At 34.8% G+C, this 16,809-nt stretch carries 18 protein-coding genes; 11 read left to right on the top strand and 7 right to left on the bottom strand.

Going from position 1 to position 16,809, the window contains the following annotated elements:
• Positions 1 to 58 precede the first annotated feature (58 nt).
• Positions 59 to 1,531, bottom strand: a complete 1,473-nt coding sequence (rpoN, locus tag O0931_RS03100) for an RNA polymerase factor sigma-54 (RefSeq protein ID WP_269414087.1) — start codon at positions 1,529 to 1,531, stop codon at positions 59 to 61.
• A gap of 158 nt (positions 1,532 to 1,689) precedes the next feature.
• Here rpoN and mscL point away from each other — a divergent pair, with 158 nt between their 5' ends.
• Entirely contained in the window at positions 1,690 to 2,136 is a 447-nt protein-coding gene (gene mscL, locus O0931_RS03105) for a large conductance mechanosensitive channel protein MscL (RefSeq protein ID WP_269414088.1), read from the top strand.
• A gap of 38 nt (positions 2,137 to 2,174) precedes the next feature.
• Here mscL and O0931_RS03110 read toward each other — a convergent pair whose 3' ends face one another.
• Positions 2,175 to 3,044: a ChaN family lipoprotein gene (locus tag O0931_RS03110; RefSeq protein WP_269414089.1), complete on the bottom strand. Its 870-nt coding sequence runs from the start codon at positions 3,042 to 3,044 to the stop codon at positions 2,175 to 2,177.
• 131 nt (positions 3,045 to 3,175) lie between these two features.
• Between O0931_RS03110 and O0931_RS03115 the strand changes: the two genes are divergently transcribed.
• The 3 genes from O0931_RS03115 (at position 3,176) to O0931_RS03125 (ending at position 5,971) form a co-directional block, all read left to right on the top strand.
• Positions 3,176 to 3,937, top strand: a complete 762-nt coding sequence (locus O0931_RS03115; protein ID WP_269414090.1) for a LiaF transmembrane domain-containing protein — start codon at positions 3,176 to 3,178, stop codon at positions 3,935 to 3,937.
• 260 nt (positions 3,938 to 4,197) lie between these two features.
• Complete coding sequence (locus O0931_RS03120) at positions 4,198 to 5,259, top strand: sensor histidine kinase (RefSeq protein ID WP_269414091.1); 1,062 nt, start codon at positions 4,198 to 4,200, stop codon at positions 5,257 to 5,259.
• On the top strand, positions 5,237 to 5,971 hold the full coding sequence (locus O0931_RS03125; protein ID WP_269414092.1) for a LytR/AlgR family response regulator transcription factor: 735 nt from the start codon (positions 5,237 to 5,239) through the stop codon (positions 5,969 to 5,971). Before O0931_RS03120 ends, O0931_RS03125 begins: the two co-directional genes overlap by 23 nt.
• A 34-nt stretch (positions 5,972 to 6,005) precedes the next feature.
• On the opposite strand, the gene O0931_RS03130 is transcribed toward O0931_RS03125, so the two are convergent.
• Entirely contained in the window at positions 6,006 to 6,494 is a 489-nt protein-coding gene (locus O0931_RS03130; RefSeq protein ID WP_269414093.1) for a hypothetical protein, read from the bottom strand.
• A gap of 388 nt (positions 6,495 to 6,882) precedes the next feature.
• Here O0931_RS03130 and rpmH point away from each other — a divergent pair, with 388 nt between their 5' ends.
• From rpmH to tsaB, 4 genes are all read left to right on the top strand, one after another.
• Complete coding sequence (gene rpmH, locus O0931_RS03135) at positions 6,883 to 7,041, top strand: 50S ribosomal protein L34 (RefSeq protein WP_010601723.1); 159 nt, start codon at positions 6,883 to 6,885, stop codon at positions 7,039 to 7,041.
• Positions 7,042 to 7,108: 67 nt separating this feature from the next.
• On the top strand, positions 7,109 to 7,507 hold the full coding sequence (locus O0931_RS03140) for a ribonuclease P protein component (protein WP_269414094.1): 399 nt from the start codon (positions 7,109 to 7,111) through the stop codon (positions 7,505 to 7,507).
• Complete coding sequence (yidD, locus tag O0931_RS03145; RefSeq protein ID WP_269414095.1) at positions 7,491 to 7,721, top strand: membrane protein insertion efficiency factor YidD; 231 nt, start codon at positions 7,491 to 7,493, stop codon at positions 7,719 to 7,721. The genes O0931_RS03140 and yidD overlap by 17 nt, the downstream gene beginning before the upstream one ends.
• 153 nt (positions 7,722 to 7,874) lie before the next feature.
• Complete coding sequence (gene tsaB / locus O0931_RS03150; protein WP_269414096.1) at positions 7,875 to 8,561, top strand: tRNA (adenosine(37)-N6)-threonylcarbamoyltransferase complex dimerization subunit type 1 TsaB; 687 nt, start codon at positions 7,875 to 7,877, stop codon at positions 8,559 to 8,561.
• Between the two features lie 3 nt (positions 8,562 to 8,564).
• On the opposite strand, the gene O0931_RS03155 is transcribed toward tsaB, so the two are convergent.
• Complete coding sequence (locus O0931_RS03155) at positions 8,565 to 9,968, bottom strand: DUF5723 family protein (protein ID WP_269414097.1); 1,404 nt, start codon at positions 9,966 to 9,968, stop codon at positions 8,565 to 8,567.
• A 25-nt stretch (positions 9,969 to 9,993) separates the two neighbouring features.
• Positions 9,994 to 11,562 (bottom strand): DUF3352 domain-containing protein, encoded by a 1,569-nt coding sequence (locus O0931_RS03160; RefSeq protein WP_269414098.1) that lies wholly within the window; start codon positions 11,560 to 11,562, stop codon positions 9,994 to 9,996.
• 90 nt (positions 11,563 to 11,652) lie between these two features.
• Here O0931_RS03160 and O0931_RS03165 point away from each other — a divergent pair, with 90 nt between their 5' ends.
• On the top strand, positions 11,653 to 12,039 hold the full coding sequence (locus O0931_RS03165; RefSeq protein ID WP_269414099.1) for a DUF423 domain-containing protein: 387 nt from the start codon (positions 11,653 to 11,655) through the stop codon (positions 12,037 to 12,039).
• Entirely contained in the window at positions 12,039 to 14,519 is a 2,481-nt protein-coding gene (gene priA / locus O0931_RS03170) for a replication restart helicase PriA (protein ID WP_269414100.1), read from the top strand. Before O0931_RS03165 ends, priA begins: the two co-directional genes overlap by 1 nt.
• Here the strand turns inward: priA and O0931_RS03175 are convergent.
• Entirely contained in the window at positions 14,516 to 15,202 is a 687-nt protein-coding gene (locus O0931_RS03175) for a hypothetical protein (protein ID WP_269414101.1), read from the bottom strand. The two genes, priA and O0931_RS03175, sit on opposite strands and share 4 nt — an antisense overlap.
• Before the next feature lie 188 nt (positions 15,203 to 15,390).
• Between O0931_RS03175 and O0931_RS03180 the strand changes: the two genes are divergently transcribed.
• Entirely contained in the window at positions 15,391 to 16,047 is a 657-nt protein-coding gene (locus tag O0931_RS03180) for a protein-L-isoaspartate(D-aspartate) O-methyltransferase (protein WP_269414102.1), read from the top strand.
• 111 nt (positions 16,048 to 16,158) lie between these two features.
• Here the strand turns inward: O0931_RS03180 and smpB are convergent, their stop codons facing one another.
• Complete coding sequence (smpB, locus tag O0931_RS03185; RefSeq protein WP_269414103.1) at positions 16,159 to 16,608, bottom strand: SsrA-binding protein; 450 nt, start codon at positions 16,606 to 16,608, stop codon at positions 16,159 to 16,161.
• Between the last annotated feature and the right edge of the window lie 201 nt (positions 16,609 to 16,809).

Consider the following 16,809-nt stretch of genomic DNA (forward strand, 5'->3'; position numbering starts at 1 on the left):
TTTTCAGTACGAATTGCCAACTGAAACTGCAAACTGAAAATTGCGAACTGAAAATTGCTTAAAGTTCCTTCCTTAACCTCGCAACCGGGATATTCATCTGTTCGCGGTACTTCGCAACCGTTCTTCTGGCAATATTATACCCACGTTCTTTAAGTATCTCCGTCAGTTTTTCATCTGCAAGCGGTTTGCGTTTATCTTCATTGCCAATGCAGTCTTCCAAAATCTTTTTAACTTCTTTATTCGATACTTCTTCACCATTTTCGGTTTGTATGGCTTCGGAAAAGAAAGATTTTAAAAGAAAAGTGCCGAATTCTGTTTGAACATATTTTGAGTTTGCAACCCTGGATACCGTAGAAATGTCCATATCAATCTTATCGGCAATATCTTTCAAAATCATCGGACGCATTTTACGTTCATCAGCTGTTAAAAAATATTCATACTGATAAAGCATTATGGCGTTCATCGTTTTTAGCAAAGTTTGTTGTCTTTGCTTGATCGCATCGATGAACCATTTTGCCGAATCGAGTTTTTGCTTCACAAACTGAACCGCTTCCTTTAATTTTTTATCTTTTGAAGAAGCTTTGTCGTAATGCTCAAACATTTCCTGGTAAGAACGGCTTACTTTTAATTCAGGGGCATTTTTTGAATTTAACGTTAAAATTAAAATACCATCATTGTTGCTGATGTGAAAATCAGGAATGATTTGCATTTGTTTGGTGGTAACCTGATTGGCATCTCCCGGCTTTGGATTTAAACGAAGAATTTCATTTACAACTTCTTTTAATTCTTCACTGTCTAAACCTAAACTTTTTTCCAGTTTATCGTAATGTTTCCTGGTAAATTCGTCAAGGTAATTTTCAACAACATTCGTTGCTTTTATGATAATAGGATTATTGGTGTCTTTTCGCTTTAACTGAATTAATAAACACTCTTTCAAGTCCCGTGCCCCAATACCTGGAGGATCGAAACTTTGGATAAGCCTTAACATTTCTAAAACATCTTCCTCTTCAACCATTACATTTTGAGAGAAGGCCAAATCATCAATCATGGAACTTAGCGGGCGACGCAGATAACCATCATCATCTAAACTGCCTATTATTTGTTTTCCGATGATAAAATCCTGGTCGGAAAGCGGGATCAGGTCTAATTGTTCCTGTAAACTTTCGAAAAAGGTACTTTCAATCGCAATTGGTGTTTCTTTCTTCTCTTCATCGTCATCACCATTGTTGTAATTTGTACTATAGTCGTTGGTATTGTCGTCCTGAAGGTAATCGTCTACATTAAACTCATCCATATTACTGTCTTCTGACGATTTTTCATAATCATCAGGACCATCGTTTAAATCATCATATTCACCTTTAGGTTCGTCTGCAGTCATTAAACTAGGATCTTCCAGCGCCGGATTTTCTTCGAGTTCTTCTTTTACCCTGGTATCTAAAGCAACAGTGGGTACCTGCAACAACTTGATAAACTGAATTTGTTGAGGGGATAATTTTTGTAATAATTTTTGCTGTAGGTGTTGCTTTAACATATTTTAAATAAAAAATTAGGGCAAAAATAAACAAATCATCTCAGATATTTTTTAGAATTGGTATTAATGCACCATAATAATAATTCGATAAACGTTTGTTTGAAAGCTAATGTTTGTTAAATTCGATATAAAATCATTCAAAACTTAATTAAAATAATATGGGCTTTGTAAAAGAATTTAAGGAATTTGCCATTAAAGGCAATGTTGTCGATTTAGCAGTCGGTGTAATTATCGGTGGTGCTTTTGGAAAAATTGTTCAATCTCTAGTCAATGATTTGATTATGCCGCCTGTCAGTTTGCTTATTGGCGATAAGGGTTTCATAAATTTTTATATTCCTTTAAATGATAAGGTACGAAGTGCTTACGAAGCAAATCCCAGTCTGTCATTAGAAGATGCAAAGAAATTAGGGCCTGTTTTTGCCTGGGGTAATTTTGCTACTGAAGTAATTAATTTCATTATACTCGCTTTTATTATCTTTTTAATGGTTAAGGCAATTAACAAATTAAAGCGTAAAGAAGAAATTGCACCATCCGTACCACCTGCACCAACAAAAGAAGAAGTTTTATTAACCGAAATAAGAGATTTGCTTAAAGCTAAAGCATAATGTACTAAAGGGTTTGCAAATGTTGCAGACCCTTTAGTTTAAAAACTTCTTTTAATTTTTGGATTTGTAATAATAATATAATCTCCGAGATTTTTAAATTTTTCCCAATCCGGATTATCAAAGCTTTCGTCCGAAAATGATGAAATGTTTAATATCTGTAATTTCGGTGCATATTTTTGAAGTTTTGCTAGTGTTCCGAGCTTTTCATCACTGTGGAATCTGCCATTGAGCTGAAAAACTTTAAATCCGCTATGTTCTTTTACAAATTTTGCAATAGACCAGGCCATTGTTGCATCCCAGAGGTTCTGGGTTTGATAAATTTTCATTGCCCCCATATGGCCACCCATCGTTTCTGAAAATTTCTCGTTGTATCGTCCGGTGGCAGTATCAATGGGTAGAGGCGGAAGAAAAGCCAATGATGTTTTCGGAAAACTTTTTAGTGCTTCTAAACCATCTTTTGTTACGGCATTGCTGTACCTGGTGGCCGCATTTGCACCAATAACCTCAATTTTATTTTCCTTTGCGTATTCTATTAACGGACGATAATCTTTATAATTCGGCCACGCGCGACCTTCTTTAATAAAGTTTTTTTCTGAAATTAAACCTGCAAGGTATTCATTTACAACAGGCTGCGTATCGGTATGGAACATCTCCAGTGATAAGGCCGTTTTTTTGGGGTATTTTTCATTTAACTTTTTTAAAATTTCGGCTTCCAGGTAATGCCCGATAGAATCATTGTGATCTTCGCCATAAAATAAAACGTCAGCTTTATTCATGTCTGTAATCATCTCATCCAGGGAAATCGTTTTGTGTTTTTTAACATCAAATATTTTATAGTTGTTGCTGTTATGCTGCGCTAAAAGAATCGCTGGAATAAATAAACCTATGATAAATAATGAAAATTTCATGGCCTTAAAATACTAAAATATTTTTCACCGATAAAATATGGAGATTTACCGATTTTTAACCTTTTTTGGAAGGAGCAGATGTATACATTACCTATCATTATAAATACTTTTGATTATTAATAATTACACAAATGGAAAATTCAAATGATAATATAACAGTTAACCGCTCTGGCAGAATGTTAAGCGGTTTGGTAATCGTACTAATTGGACTGGCTTTTCTGTTAAATAACATGGGCTTCGATATTCCGCATTGGGTATTCAGCTGGCATACGTTTTTAATCGTAATTGGAATCTTCGTTGGGGTTAGACGAAATTTTAAAGGTGCAGGCTGGTTAATAATGATTTTAATTGGTGCTTATTTCACTATAGATGATATAACCGGTATCGATTTCGATGCATCAAAATATGCTTTAGGTGTTGGTCTCGTAATTTTAGGTGGATATTTAATTATAAAACCTAAAGGCAGCTGCAAAAGCAGGAAACGGAACCGCTTCTCTGAAGGATTTGATGCGGATGGGAACGTTAATCCAATTCAGGATAAACATGTAAATAGTCAGGATTTTGTAGAAGCAACGGCCGTTTTTGGGGCAAGTAACCAGGTGGTGTATTCAAAAAATTTTAAAGGTGGCGATATCACAGTGGTTTTTGGTGGAGCTGATATCAATCTGACGCAGGCAGATTTTTTAGAAAATGCGGTGTTCGATATTACAGCAATATTCGGCGGTGTTAAATTAATTGTTCCGCCAAACTGGATAATTAAAACGAATGGTACGCCAATATTTGGAAGTATAGAAGATAAAAGAGGTCATTTAATTCCAACCGGAGAAATACAGAAAACATTAATTATAGACGGCACCGTGATGTTTGGTGGAATAGAAATTAAAAGTTTTTAGCAGAATGAAAACGGTTTGCGGTTAAATGTATTTACCGGATTATTGCGGTAAAGGCAAACATGCAAAAAATGAAACACCATTCGAAAATAGTGAAAGAAATTGTTGAACCGGATTTTGTTAACATTGACGCGATAGGAGAGATAGAAATACCTGAGATGGAACACAAGTAAGTTCAAAGATTTTGGAATCAAAACCGATTGATGCTTACCTGAGAATTAAAACACCGAATTAAAACTTTAACTGAACTAAATAAATAAGTTTTGACAAGAAGACCTTTATCAGTCCCTCAAATTCAAAAAAACGCTTTGGGCATCGCTGTTGCATGGACTATTCTGTGTGCAGTCGGTTTTCACTATGTTGTAAATTTTTCGTGGATAATTTCATTTACAGATAGTGTAATTAATAACCTTCTGTTAGCTGTAGCTTGCATCACTATCAGTAACATGCTTGGTTACTACCAGCCCAAAAATGAGCGGATTTTATATGTCCTGATCATTACGCTTGCACTAACATTTGTAATTATTTTTATGGCAAAATATGCGCTTCTATACATTTTTGCTGATTTTAAAAATTACCAGGATTTTTACAGCTTTTCTTTTCCCTTTCGCGGGCTCATTTCATTCATGTGTTTGGGCTGGTGCGCCTTGGCAAATATTTTATGGTACAGGCTTGAAGAACAATCAGAAACACAAGACAGGCTTTTAACTGCCCAAACGCTGGCTAAAGAGGCCGAATTAAATAAGTTAAGACATCAGTTACAGCCACATTTTCTTTTCAATAGCTTAAACTCTGTATTTGCTTTGACGATGGTTAACCCTAAGGAAGCGGGTGTCATGATTACCAAACTCGCTTCTTTTTTACGCGGGACTTTAAAGCGTGATGATGAACTCTGGGTTTCTGTAGAGGAAGAAATGGAATATATTCAGCTTTATTTAGATATCGAAAAAGTTCGTTTCAGCCATCGTTTAAATATTGAAGTTAATGTTGAAGATGATACACTTAATTTATGCCTGCCCGGCACGTTATTGCAACCTATTGTAGAAAATGCAATTAAGTTTGGCCTGTATAATACATCATCTGCGATTACGATAAAAATAGATGTAAAGGTTGAACAAAATGTTTTACACCTGAAAGTACAAAATCCATTTGATCCGGAGATGAAGGCCACGGGTGGAACGGGTTTTGGTTTAACGGCCATAAAACGCAGGCTATATTTATTATTTGCAAATCCGCATTTACTGCAAACGGAAATTGAAGCAAATAATTTATATATTACCACCCTAAAAATTCCTCAAAAAAATGATCAGGACCATACTAATTGATGATGAACCTTTAGCCAGAGATGTTGTTAAGTTTTACCTTTCAGAACATAAGGAGATAGAAATCGTTGCTGAATGTTGTGATGGTTTTGAAGGTTTAAAGGCAATAACCCAGCACAAACCTGATTTGATTTTCCTGGATATACAGATGCCAAAAATCAGTGGCTTTGAAATGCTCGAATTGGTAGAGGATAAACCAGCGGTAATTTTTACAACGGCCTTTGATGAATATGCTATCAAGGCTTTTGAGGTTAATGCAGTTGATTATTTGCTTAAGCCGATAGACAAATTGCGATTTGATGCTGCCATTAAAAAGTTGCCATCCAGATTAAATCAAACTGAAAATACAGAAGCTGTTTTGGATGCAGCGGCTAGGAGTCCGGCGCAAAACAATAGAGTAGTCGTAAAAAAAGATGGTATAATTAAAATTATCCCGGTTGCCGATATTAACTATCTTGAAGCTGATGATGATTACGTTAAATTAAGTACATCCGAAGGTGCATTTTACAAAAATAAAACCATGGCATTTTTCGAGCAAACGCTTGATTCGGGTCAGTTTATCCGTATACACCGTTCATATATTATTAACCTGGCACAAGTAACTAAAATTGAGCTTAAAGAGAAAGACAGTTATGTTGTACTCCTCAAGTCAGATATCTGGTTGCCGGTTAGTAAAACGGGCTACGTTAAATTAAAAGCAGCTTTAGGCCTTTAATTTTAAGAATATAATTAGAAAATATAGATTTGGCTTATTTTGTTATATAAAGTATATCTACTTTATTGTGTTCCAAACAATGTATTTTAATGTTCATACCCTGAAACATCTCATAGAAGTTTAATTCCGGTTTAAGAACAGAAACAGACCAGGAATCTATAATCCTGTAATCTGTATAAATCGTAAACTTTAATCCTTTGCTGGTCATGCGATTTTCTATATCAGTAATTTTAGTTTCAACAACTATTTTTTCTTTACAGGATAAATTTCTGCAGGAATTTAGATAAAATGGAATTACGAATCTTTTAGTTAAATAAATAATACTCAATACGAAAATAATTCCAAAAATAACCATTGCACGGAATTGCCTGGAAAGTATTTCCTGGATAATAAAGTAGGTCATAACCGTTGTTGCTAAAATAAGTGGTAATCCAAATATAATTCCAAACCATAGCCTGATTCGATATGCCCTGCTTAATAATTTCAGGTCGTTTTCCGAAAGCGGAACTTTTGTAATGATCATTGGTACGAATATACTCAGAAGCTGTTTAAATTTAGATTAATATATTTAACAGGTTGGTCTTGGCCTGTCGAGACTTTTAATTTTAGCCTAACTTAACGACCTTGCTCCACATGAAAATCTGAATAAATGATGAATGAAGTTCAAGCAATTTTTTAATAAAACTTTTCTTGTTCCATTTCTTAAAAGATTTGTAAATGAATATTAATGGCAGGGAATTATTTAAATGATGCTGATGCTAACGTCAGGAGCTAAGGAAACTGATTTTAAAAAGAATGATTACATTTGCTTTTTAAATAAAAAATAAAATTAAACACGCTTGCAATTGTAGAGAAATCGCTTTATATTTGCACCTCTTAATTTTGAAATTACAATAAGATAATATACAGTCATGAAAAGAACATACCAACCTTCGCAAAGAAAGAGAAGAAACAAACACGGCTTCCGCGAAAGAATGGCAACAGCTAACGGCAGACGAGTATTAGCATCACGTCGTGCTAAAGGAAGAAAAAGATTAACAGTTTCTGACGAACGCAAGCATAAAGCATAATTTTTGATTGCTTTTCCGGTAAACCGGAATCGGCAGATCAAAATCTGCAATTATCAATCAAAAATATATGTATACATTCAGTAAAGAAGAACGGTTATGCAGCAGAAAACATTTGGATCTGCTGTTTAAGAACGGTTCTTCTTTTTTATTATACCCATTTCGCATTTCTTATATCTTTATTGATTCGCCGGCCGAAGTTCAGGTGCAGGTTGTAATCAATGTTCCGAAGAAGAGGTATAAAAGGGCAGTTGATCGTAACCTCCTAAAGCGTCGCATCCGCGAGGCATATCGACTTAACAAGCAAGAAAACTTATATAAAAAGCTTCCGGCTGATAAAGGTTTACTTTTATTTTCAATCCAGTTTGTTGGAAAAGAAAAATACGATTTTTCGTTTATCGAGAAAAAACTAATCGTGACATTTAAACGCTTTTACAGTTTAATTCTACCCGATGAAATTGATAAATAATATATTCGGCTGGTTTTTTTTAGGCTTGATAAAAGTTTATCAGTACGCCATTTCGCCGATGCTGGGTGCAAATTGCAGATTCACGCCAACCTGCTCTCAATATGGAATCGAAGCAATAAAAAAATATGGACCTTTTAAAGGTGGCTGGCTGGCCTTGAAACGCATAGGCCGTTGTCACCCCTGGGGGAAACATGGTCACGATCCGGTACCTTGAGGCTTTTTAAGTTGCGAGTTAAAGGTTACGGGTTACATGTCATAAGCAAAGAAATAGAAAATTTTAAACAGATTAAACCTTCCCTCAAAACAAATTCTAAACCAATAACCAATAACCAATAACCAATAACCAATAACCAATAACCCAAATAACATGGCTAAAATACTCTTAATAGAAACTGCAACTGCTTTTTGTTCGGTTGCAATATCAGTTGATGGGAAGATAATCTCTTTAAAAGAAGAAAGCGGTCAGAATCTGCATGCCAGCAATCTTACTTTATTTATAGAAGAAGTAATCAAAAAATCAGGTATGAGTTATGGCGATTTGGATGCAGTAGCAATAAGTAAAGGCCCGGGTTCTTATACAGGTCTTAGAATTGGAGTTTCTACGGCAAAAGGCTTATGTTATGCATTAGAAAAACCTTTAATCGCTATCGAAACCTTAGAAATGATGGCTGCAGGTTTTTTAAGTCAAAATCCGGGTTACGATGGATTAATCTGCCCGATGATAGATGCGAGAAGAATGGAAGTTTACACTTCGGTTTATAATGCAGAATTAACTTTGTTAGAACCAACATCTGCTAAAATCATCGATGAAAATAGCTTTAGTGACTTACTATCAGAAAATATAATCACTTTTTTAGGCGATGGTTCCGCAAAATGTGCAGAAACATTAAAACACGTTAATGCACTGTTTAGCGATGTCAACTTTAATTCAGCAGCTAACTTATCATTATTAGCAGAAAATGCCTTTAATAATACTATTTTTGAAGATGTAGCTTACTTTGAGCCATTCTACCTTAAAGATTTTGTGTTAACACAGCCAAAGAAAAGGGTTTAGCAATTACTTTCTTTTGAAAATAGAAAACAGGTTTTTGAAAAAGCTGCCGCCATCATCATCTATGCCTGGCATTACATCGCTAAATTGTGGGTGATTTACAATATTTCCGAACTTAATGCCTACACCCATATAAAATGAAGCACCGTTTGGTCCGCTTCCTATTGTATAATCATTTTTAAGAACAGATGAAGCTGTGCTTGCTGTTGAAATTAAATTATCAGTACCCATAAAAACTTCAAAATTCGGCGTCTGATATTTTCCCTGTAAACCCACCATAAATACGTTATTCAGGCTATAAAGGGGCGTAACACTTCCCGTTAAATCATTGTATTTGAAGGTGTTTATAAAAGCGATATCACCACCCTTGTAAAATAAGTTTTTTGAAACCGCTATTGCCGGTTTATAGAAGCCATAAGATTTTGATAAGTAAACATCAGCTTTTGCATTTGTTAATGCAGTAAATTTATCAGTTTGTTCTTCGAGTTGAAAAATGTCTCTTATTTGTTCGTTTGTATTTTTCTGACTAATTGCAGCATCAATGGTTTTAAGCGTATTCACAGTTGTACTATGCGTATTATCCCGCCACCAAATAAAGCCCAAGTCCTTAATGTTCGCCATTAAAAATAAACCTTTTTTTGTTGTATAATTTGTACTGAATCCAAGTGAAACACCCGGGTTTTTGAAAGTAGGCATTACAGTGTTTCGTGTTACCTTATTTTCTTCATTAAAATTGCTGGAGTAGGTTCCTGCCAGCCCGATATCAAATGAATTGGTTTCAGGATTAACATATAAATATGAATCAGCTATATTTAAATCGTTATAAATTATACCGCTCAATAAACTTGCCTTTACTCCAAAAGCTAATCTCTTATTATAATTTTCCCGATAGGTGAAGCTGAACTGGTGATAAGACTGCTGATAGCCTTTTGTATTAAAAATATCATTCAATGCAGTTTGCTGCGGAAACCTTTTATAAGAATCGAAAATGGCGAGCGTTTCATTTGTATAATCTATTTGCGAATCTGACCGGATTTGCCAGGCAAATCCCATCTCTTTTTGGTATTTATAAGACTGAAATATGCGTAAGGTTAATACGTAAATATTACTGTTCTGGTAAAAATTATTCAGCCTTACTGTTCCTATAGGCAAGGTTCTGGTATCATTAACACCATCTACAATCATCCTCCGAATTACAGATGCTGCATCACCTCTGTTTGCGCCGTTCACGCCGAAATAAGGTAGAAAGAAATTTGAAGAAAACCTTCTTGATGAATCTAAAGTAAACGATTTTTGAGATGGGTTTTCAAATGCATCGAACATTGTTTTTGTTCCAAATAATGCATATTGCTGTGCGAAAGAAGTAGTGAACGATACGAACAGAATGATTACAGGTAGAAGTTTCTTCATTTATTTGCGTTTCCTGGTTTTGATATTAACGGTTGGTAAGTGAGTCTGGTATTTCTGCTTTTAAATATTTGTTTAGAAGCATGTTAGTGATAAATTTATTTTTATCTGCACTCATTTGATAATAAAAGGTGTCAAAACTTTTCAGGCCGCTATCTGCCCTTAAGTGTTTGTAATAAGGTAATAAAACACTGTTTCTGAAAAGCTCGGCAGAATTTTTCGAGTTAATGTAAAAACCAATATTTGATGTGGTGGAAAGTTGATTCAATGCATCCTGGTATTGCGCTGCATTAATTAATAACCGGTTATTTTTGTAACTATTCAGAAATGACTGCAACGTGCTGGCGTTATTTGCAAAAACCAAATTATTATCGATTATAGTATAATAAGGGCGACGGAATTTTTTAAACGGTTCGCCAAAAAAACTATATAAAATATCTTGCGATTTAAATATCTTAATCTCTTCATTATAGTCAGCACTAACATCTAAAAGAAGTTGTTTAACTTTTTCACCATTTAATAAGGCAATTGCCCCTAATTTTTCGGCCGTGCTTAGTTGAAAAGTGATAAATTGATTTTTTACGTAAGTACCAAAAATTAAATTCAAATCAACCCTATATTCATTCCTGATAGATTTAATTATAGTCTCTGTTTTAACTGATTCTTTTTTTTGTGCTTGCCACACTAAAAGCTTTTTAAACCAATTTGTATAATTGTCATAAGCAAACAGGCTGTAATTAGCTGTATTATAAGGTAATATATTGGTTATGTTTATTGTTTGTGAGGGGGTGTTTTCAAAAAGCCTTAAATAGTTATTGCCTTCTTTTAATTCGGTATTTCCATTAAAAAGAATCCTTTCTTTACTAAAATTATAATTTAAGGAAGCAAAACTATTTTGCTTATTAAATACCGTTAATTCGCCGTTTATGTTACCCGCCAATATATTTTTCAAGAGTAATGGTGCCTGATTGAAATTAATGTATAAATGTGCCAATACACTTTTGTTTAGCAAATTATTTTCTTTAATATATGCTGTAAATGGGTTTTCATTTAGTCTGATGGCAGCATCGCTGAGTAGTTTTTTAGAAGTAGAAATCGTAAGAACCTTATCTTTTACACCGACAAAAAAATCAATGCTGTCACCAAGTTTTATGGTGTAAGCGTCTTCTTTGTTTTTAATAAAAGATTTTTTAGTCTTTAAATAATCGTAAAATTGTTTGGCGTTTTTTTCTTCCTGAATCTGAATGGTAATTAAAAAATTAAGCTTGTTTTTTTCATCAGGAAGAACACTTAAATAAACTTGTTGATCTGCGAAGTAACTATTTAGAATATTATCATCAATTATATTTTCTTTCAGGCGCTTTAACAGGTTTAACTTTTCTTTACCCAAAACTTGTTGGAGCAAATCCTGTCCTTCTATAATCTGGTAAAAACTTTTGTCGTTTTGAAAAGCAAAAATTATTGCGGCATTATTCGTCGCTGATTGAAGCGCCAAATCCTTCGCATCGTTCTCGTTATTTAATTTAGAAAAATAGATATAGGCCAGGAATGCAACGCCTGTAATTAATGTAATGACTAGAACTAATATTTTTCTCATCTGTTGTGAACAAATTTAAATTATTACAACCATTTGTACGAAGTTCCTGCTCATTTTATTAATTTAGCGATTGCCTTAAGCTAAAACTTTATGAACAAACGTATTATTCTTACTGCTTCTTTCTTCGGTGCTGTTGCTGTTTTATTGGGGGCATTTGGTGCCCACGGTTTAAAAGCTCTGATTGATGCACCTTCTTTAGAAATTTGGCAGAAAGGCGTTGACTATCAATTCTATCATACATTTGCGCTTTTATACCTGTCTACTTTTGCCCGCTACAGAAATAAACTTATAAATATCGCTTATTTTTGCTTCACCTTTGGAATATTACTTTTTTCAGGTTCTTTATACTTCCTGGCAACCAGAAGTATATCAAACCTCGGTTTTGCTGATGTTTTAGGTCCAATTACCCCGATAGGCGGGCTTCTTTTCGTGCTTGGTTGGATAATGTTATTTTTTGCGGCTGTAAAGGATAAATAATGAATGGATTTGAACCTGATATCTTTACGGAAAGAGAAACACTTTTTATAGAGGTTATTTTGCCACTGTCTCTGGCAAAAAACTACACTTATCGGGTGCCTTTTGATTTGAATGAACAGATTGAAATAGGTAAAAGGGTAGTTGTTCAATTTGGAAAGCATAAAATTTATACCGCTTTAATCAGTGGTATAACGAAGAATCCGCCTGCGGCTTATGAAGCTAAATACATTCTTGACGTTGTGGATTCATCTCCGTCTGTAACATCAACCCAGCTTAAATTCTGGTCATGGATGACAGATTATTACATGTGTAACGAAGGTGATGTTATGGCGGCAGCATTACCGGCAAGTTTAAAATTGGCTAGCGAAACCATATTAATTCTTCGTGAAGATTTTGACGATGCCGTAGAACTTTCTGAAAAAGAGGGCATCATAATTAGCACATTAAAAAAGCAGCAAAAACTTACAGTAAATGATGTTTCCAAGCTCTTAGGGCAGAAAACGATTTATCCGATTATTAATCACTTATTGGATAAGGAACTTATCCTGGTTGCTGAAGAAGTAATTCAGAAATATAAACCGTTACTGAAATCGTTTATTATTCTGAATGAATTTTACAATGAAGAAGAAAACCTGAAACAGCTTTTCTCCATTTTAGACAGGGCACCTAAACAGCTCGATGCACTGCTGGCTTATTTAAAATTAAATAAATTGGGTTTGCCAATTGCTAAAGAGCAGCTTCTGGAAGAAAGTAATTGTGGCGCTGCAGCGTTAAAGTCTTTAACAGATAAAGAAATTTTTACAGTATTAAAACGTCCTGTAAGTAGACTTGCAGCAAATGACGAGGATTTTAGCATCAATTTTGCCTTGAATGAAATTCAGCAAAATGCGTTGGATAAAATTAATTTAGCTTTCGAAGATAAGGATGTAGTGCTGCTTCATGGCGTTACGGCCTCAGGAAAAACACAGGTTTACATCAGGCTTATTGAAGAAATTATAAACAGCAGCGATGGGCAGGTTTTATTTCTCCTTCCCGAAATTGCATTAACCACCCAGATTGTTGAACGAATAAAAAAATATTTCGGAAACCTGATCGGGGTTTATCATTCAAAATTTAACAATAGTGAACGTGTTGAAATCTGGAATAAAGTTAAGCACGGCGCTTTTAAAGTTATTTTAGGTGCCCGCTCAGCCGTATTTTTGCCTTTTCAAAATCTGAAATTAATTGTTATTGATGAAGAGCACGAACCTTCATATAAGCAATACGATCCCGCGCCCAGGTATCAGGCGAGAGATTCGGCCATCTACCTGGCGCATTTACATGGCGCTAAGGTTATTCTCGGTTCTGCAACGCCATCCCTTGAGAGTTATTATAACGCGTTGAATGGTAAGTATGCCCTTGTAGAAATGAAAGAACGTTTTGGAGGTGTACAATTACCAAATCAGCAAGTGGTTAGTATATCGGAAGAAACCAAGCGAAAAACAATGGTTTCTTACTTTTCCAGCGTATTGATAAAAGATATTGATCTGGCTTTGAGTAAAAAAGAGCAGATTGTTCTTTTTCAGAACAGACGGGGGTATGCAACAATTCTAATTTGTGCAACCTGCGGTTATACGCCTAAATGTGTCAATTGTGATGTAAGTTTAACCTATCATAAAAGCAGCGGTAAATTACATTGCCATTACTGTGGCTATCAGCAAAGCAGTGTTAACATTTGTCCGGCTTGTGGTTCCGTACATGTAGAGCAAAAAGGTTTTGGTACCGAGCGGATAGAAGAAGAACTAAAACTGCTATACCCTGATGTTAGCATTGCCCGGTTAGATATGGACACCACCAGAACAAAGAATGGCCTTCAACAAATTTTAACCGATTTTCAGGATAAAAAAACTGATATTCTGATTGGTACACAAATGGTAGCAAAAGGATTGGATTTTGACAATTTAAGCCTTATCGGTGTAATTAATGCCGATACTTTATTGGGTTATCCCGATTTCAGAGCCTATGAGCGAAGCTATCAATTATTAGCGCAGGTTGCGGGAAGGGCCGGAAGAAGGGCCGACCAGGGAAATGTTTGCATACAAACCTATGATGCTGAAAATAGGATTATTAAACAAGTTGTTGATAATGATTACTTAGGAATGTACAACGATGAAATCACTGAACGGGAAAAGTTTTCATATCCGCCATTTTCAAGAATGATTTTCATTGCCGTTAAACACAAAGATGCCAACGTGTTGGATAAAGCTGCCCTGTTTTTAGCACAAACATTAAAGGGAAAATTCGGACAAAGAGTTTTAGGGCCGGAGCAACCGTTAATCAGCAGAGTCAGAAACCTCTACATTAAACAAATTATAATTAAAGCAGATAAGCATACCGCAATACAAAAGGTTAAAAATGTATTAAGAGAAACGCTTACCGACTTTAATGCGATGAAAGAATTTAAAAGTGTGCTGATACAGATAGATGTAGATCCGTATTAGTTTTTGCTGTTAAAATTAAATTGGATACCTGCAGAAACCGGGTTTAATAAAAATTCCCATTTTCTATATGTATTTACAGTTCTTCCTGTTAAATTAGGTTGCGTGATGTCTTGTTTTTCGTATGAATAGTTAAAATCCAAACTACTTTCAGCGAATACCGATAAATTAGGGATGATATTGATTTTAAACCCTAATGTTGGTGTCATCACCAATCCGTTTTTGCTCGCATCGGCAGATTGACTTGTAGAGCCAACTATAGGATTAGCGGGGGAAAGTGTTCCGGTAAACCTATTTGAGCGGTAACCAAGATCGAATGCAAAATAAGGCTGAATTCTCGAATAATTAAAGTTTTTTTCAAATCCAATTTTGAAAGAGTAGTCAGTTACCTTTCCTTTTGCGATTTCGCAGGTTTCGCAAGTATTTTGGAACTGGACATCTGTATCACGAAAATAATTTCCACTTATTCTATAACTAATTTGATTATCATTAAATTTAAGTATAGCACCGTTGCCAACCATTTTCGTGTAATCCTGGGTATTTGTTTGATTTAATATTTTTGGTAATTGCATCATGCTAAAACCCCTAACCGCAATGGAGTAGTTGTAATCGGCACTGGTTTGAGCGAAAGTTTTTGTTGTAACAGCAATGCATAGAATTAATATGCCAAGTAGTCCTTTTTTCATTTAAGAGGAGATAGATAATGGATAAAATTTTTCAGTGTTCAAAAGTAGAAATAATCATTAATAACGAACAAATAATATTATAAGCATAAACTATACCATATTCTTTTAGTTTTGATTCCCTGTTACTTACAATCATAATAAAATTTTTAACTTGTATCACTGCATAAAAAACCTACTTTTGAGACTTTATGGCCTATAAATTTGTTGATAATTACCGGGAAAGGGGAGCTAGGAAAAAGCTTGTAGAATTATTAAAATCTCGTGGTATAGAGGATGAAAACGTATTGAAAGCAATAGGTAAAGTTCCGAGGCATTTCTTTTTTGATGAAACATTCTGGAATCAGGCTTATAAGGATATTGCCTTTCCGATTGGGGATGGACAAACGATATCTCAGCCTTACACGGTTGCTTATCAAAGTGAATTGCTTCACATCAAAAAAGGTGATAAGGTTTTAGAAATTGGTACAGGCTCTGGTTATCAAACCTGTATTTTAATGGAAATCGGGGCGAAGGTATTTACTATAGAAAGACAAGAAAATATTTTTAACCGCACCATTCAGGTTTTACCGGGGATGGGTTATAAGCCAACCTTTTACTGTGGTGATGGTTCGAAGGGTATTGCAGAACACGCACCTTATGATAAAATAATTGTTACCGCTGGCGCACCGCTAGTTCCTGAAATTTTATTGAAGCAACTAAAAGTCGGAGGGATTCTGGTCATTCCTGTTGGCGACGAAAATACGCAGAAAATGGTGACTGTGTTACGGGTTAGCGAAACCGATTACGAAAAAATTGTGCTCGATACCTTTAGGTTTGTGCCTTTAGTAGGCGATCAGGCCTGGTAGAATGGTTCATTAGCCACTTATTTATTGGTTCATTCGTTGATTAGCAATTGATTTTGTTTGGCCACATGCCTACAAATGAACCAATGACTGGAGAACTAATGAATCAATAAACTACCTCTTCATTGCTCTATCCATTTCTCTTTTCATGTCTTTATCTTTTAAGCTATCGCGTTTATCGAATTCCTTTTTACCTTGTGCCAAAGCAATTTCCATTTTAGCGAAACCACGCTCGTTTACAAAAATTCTTAATGGAACAATCGTGTAACCCTTTTCTTCTCCTTTAGCCTTTAATTTTCTTATTTCTCTTTTTTGAAGCAATAAAGCACGATCTCGTTTAATGTCATGATGGTAAAAAGAACTATGGCTATACTCCGAAATATGCAGGTTACGTACATATAGGTTGCCCCCTATAAACATGCAGAAAGCATCCGTCATGTTCGCTTTTCCCTGTCTTATCGCTTTTATTTCTGTACCTAAAAGTGCTATTCCGGCTACATATTTATCAATTAAATTGTAATCAAAATAAGCTCTTTTATTTTTTATGTTGATATCGTTTTTCAAAATTTGTATTGTATTAAAGCCGTAATTTTCATCTGAACAAGTCAATTCAAAAATTGCCGGGGCTGCAAATATCTTAAAAAATGCCTGAATATTATTTTTTAATTAAATCATCCCAGTCTAAATAGGAAGATTTTTGTTCATCTTATGTAAAACCTAAACTATAATTACTTTGTTCGCGTTAAAAAAATTAAGTTTGAATTT

It is taken from the genome of Pedobacter rhodius (genome assembly GCF_027213645.1).
Taxonomy (GTDB): domain Bacteria; phylum Bacteroidota; class Bacteroidia; order Sphingobacteriales; family Sphingobacteriaceae; genus Pedobacter; species Pedobacter rhodius.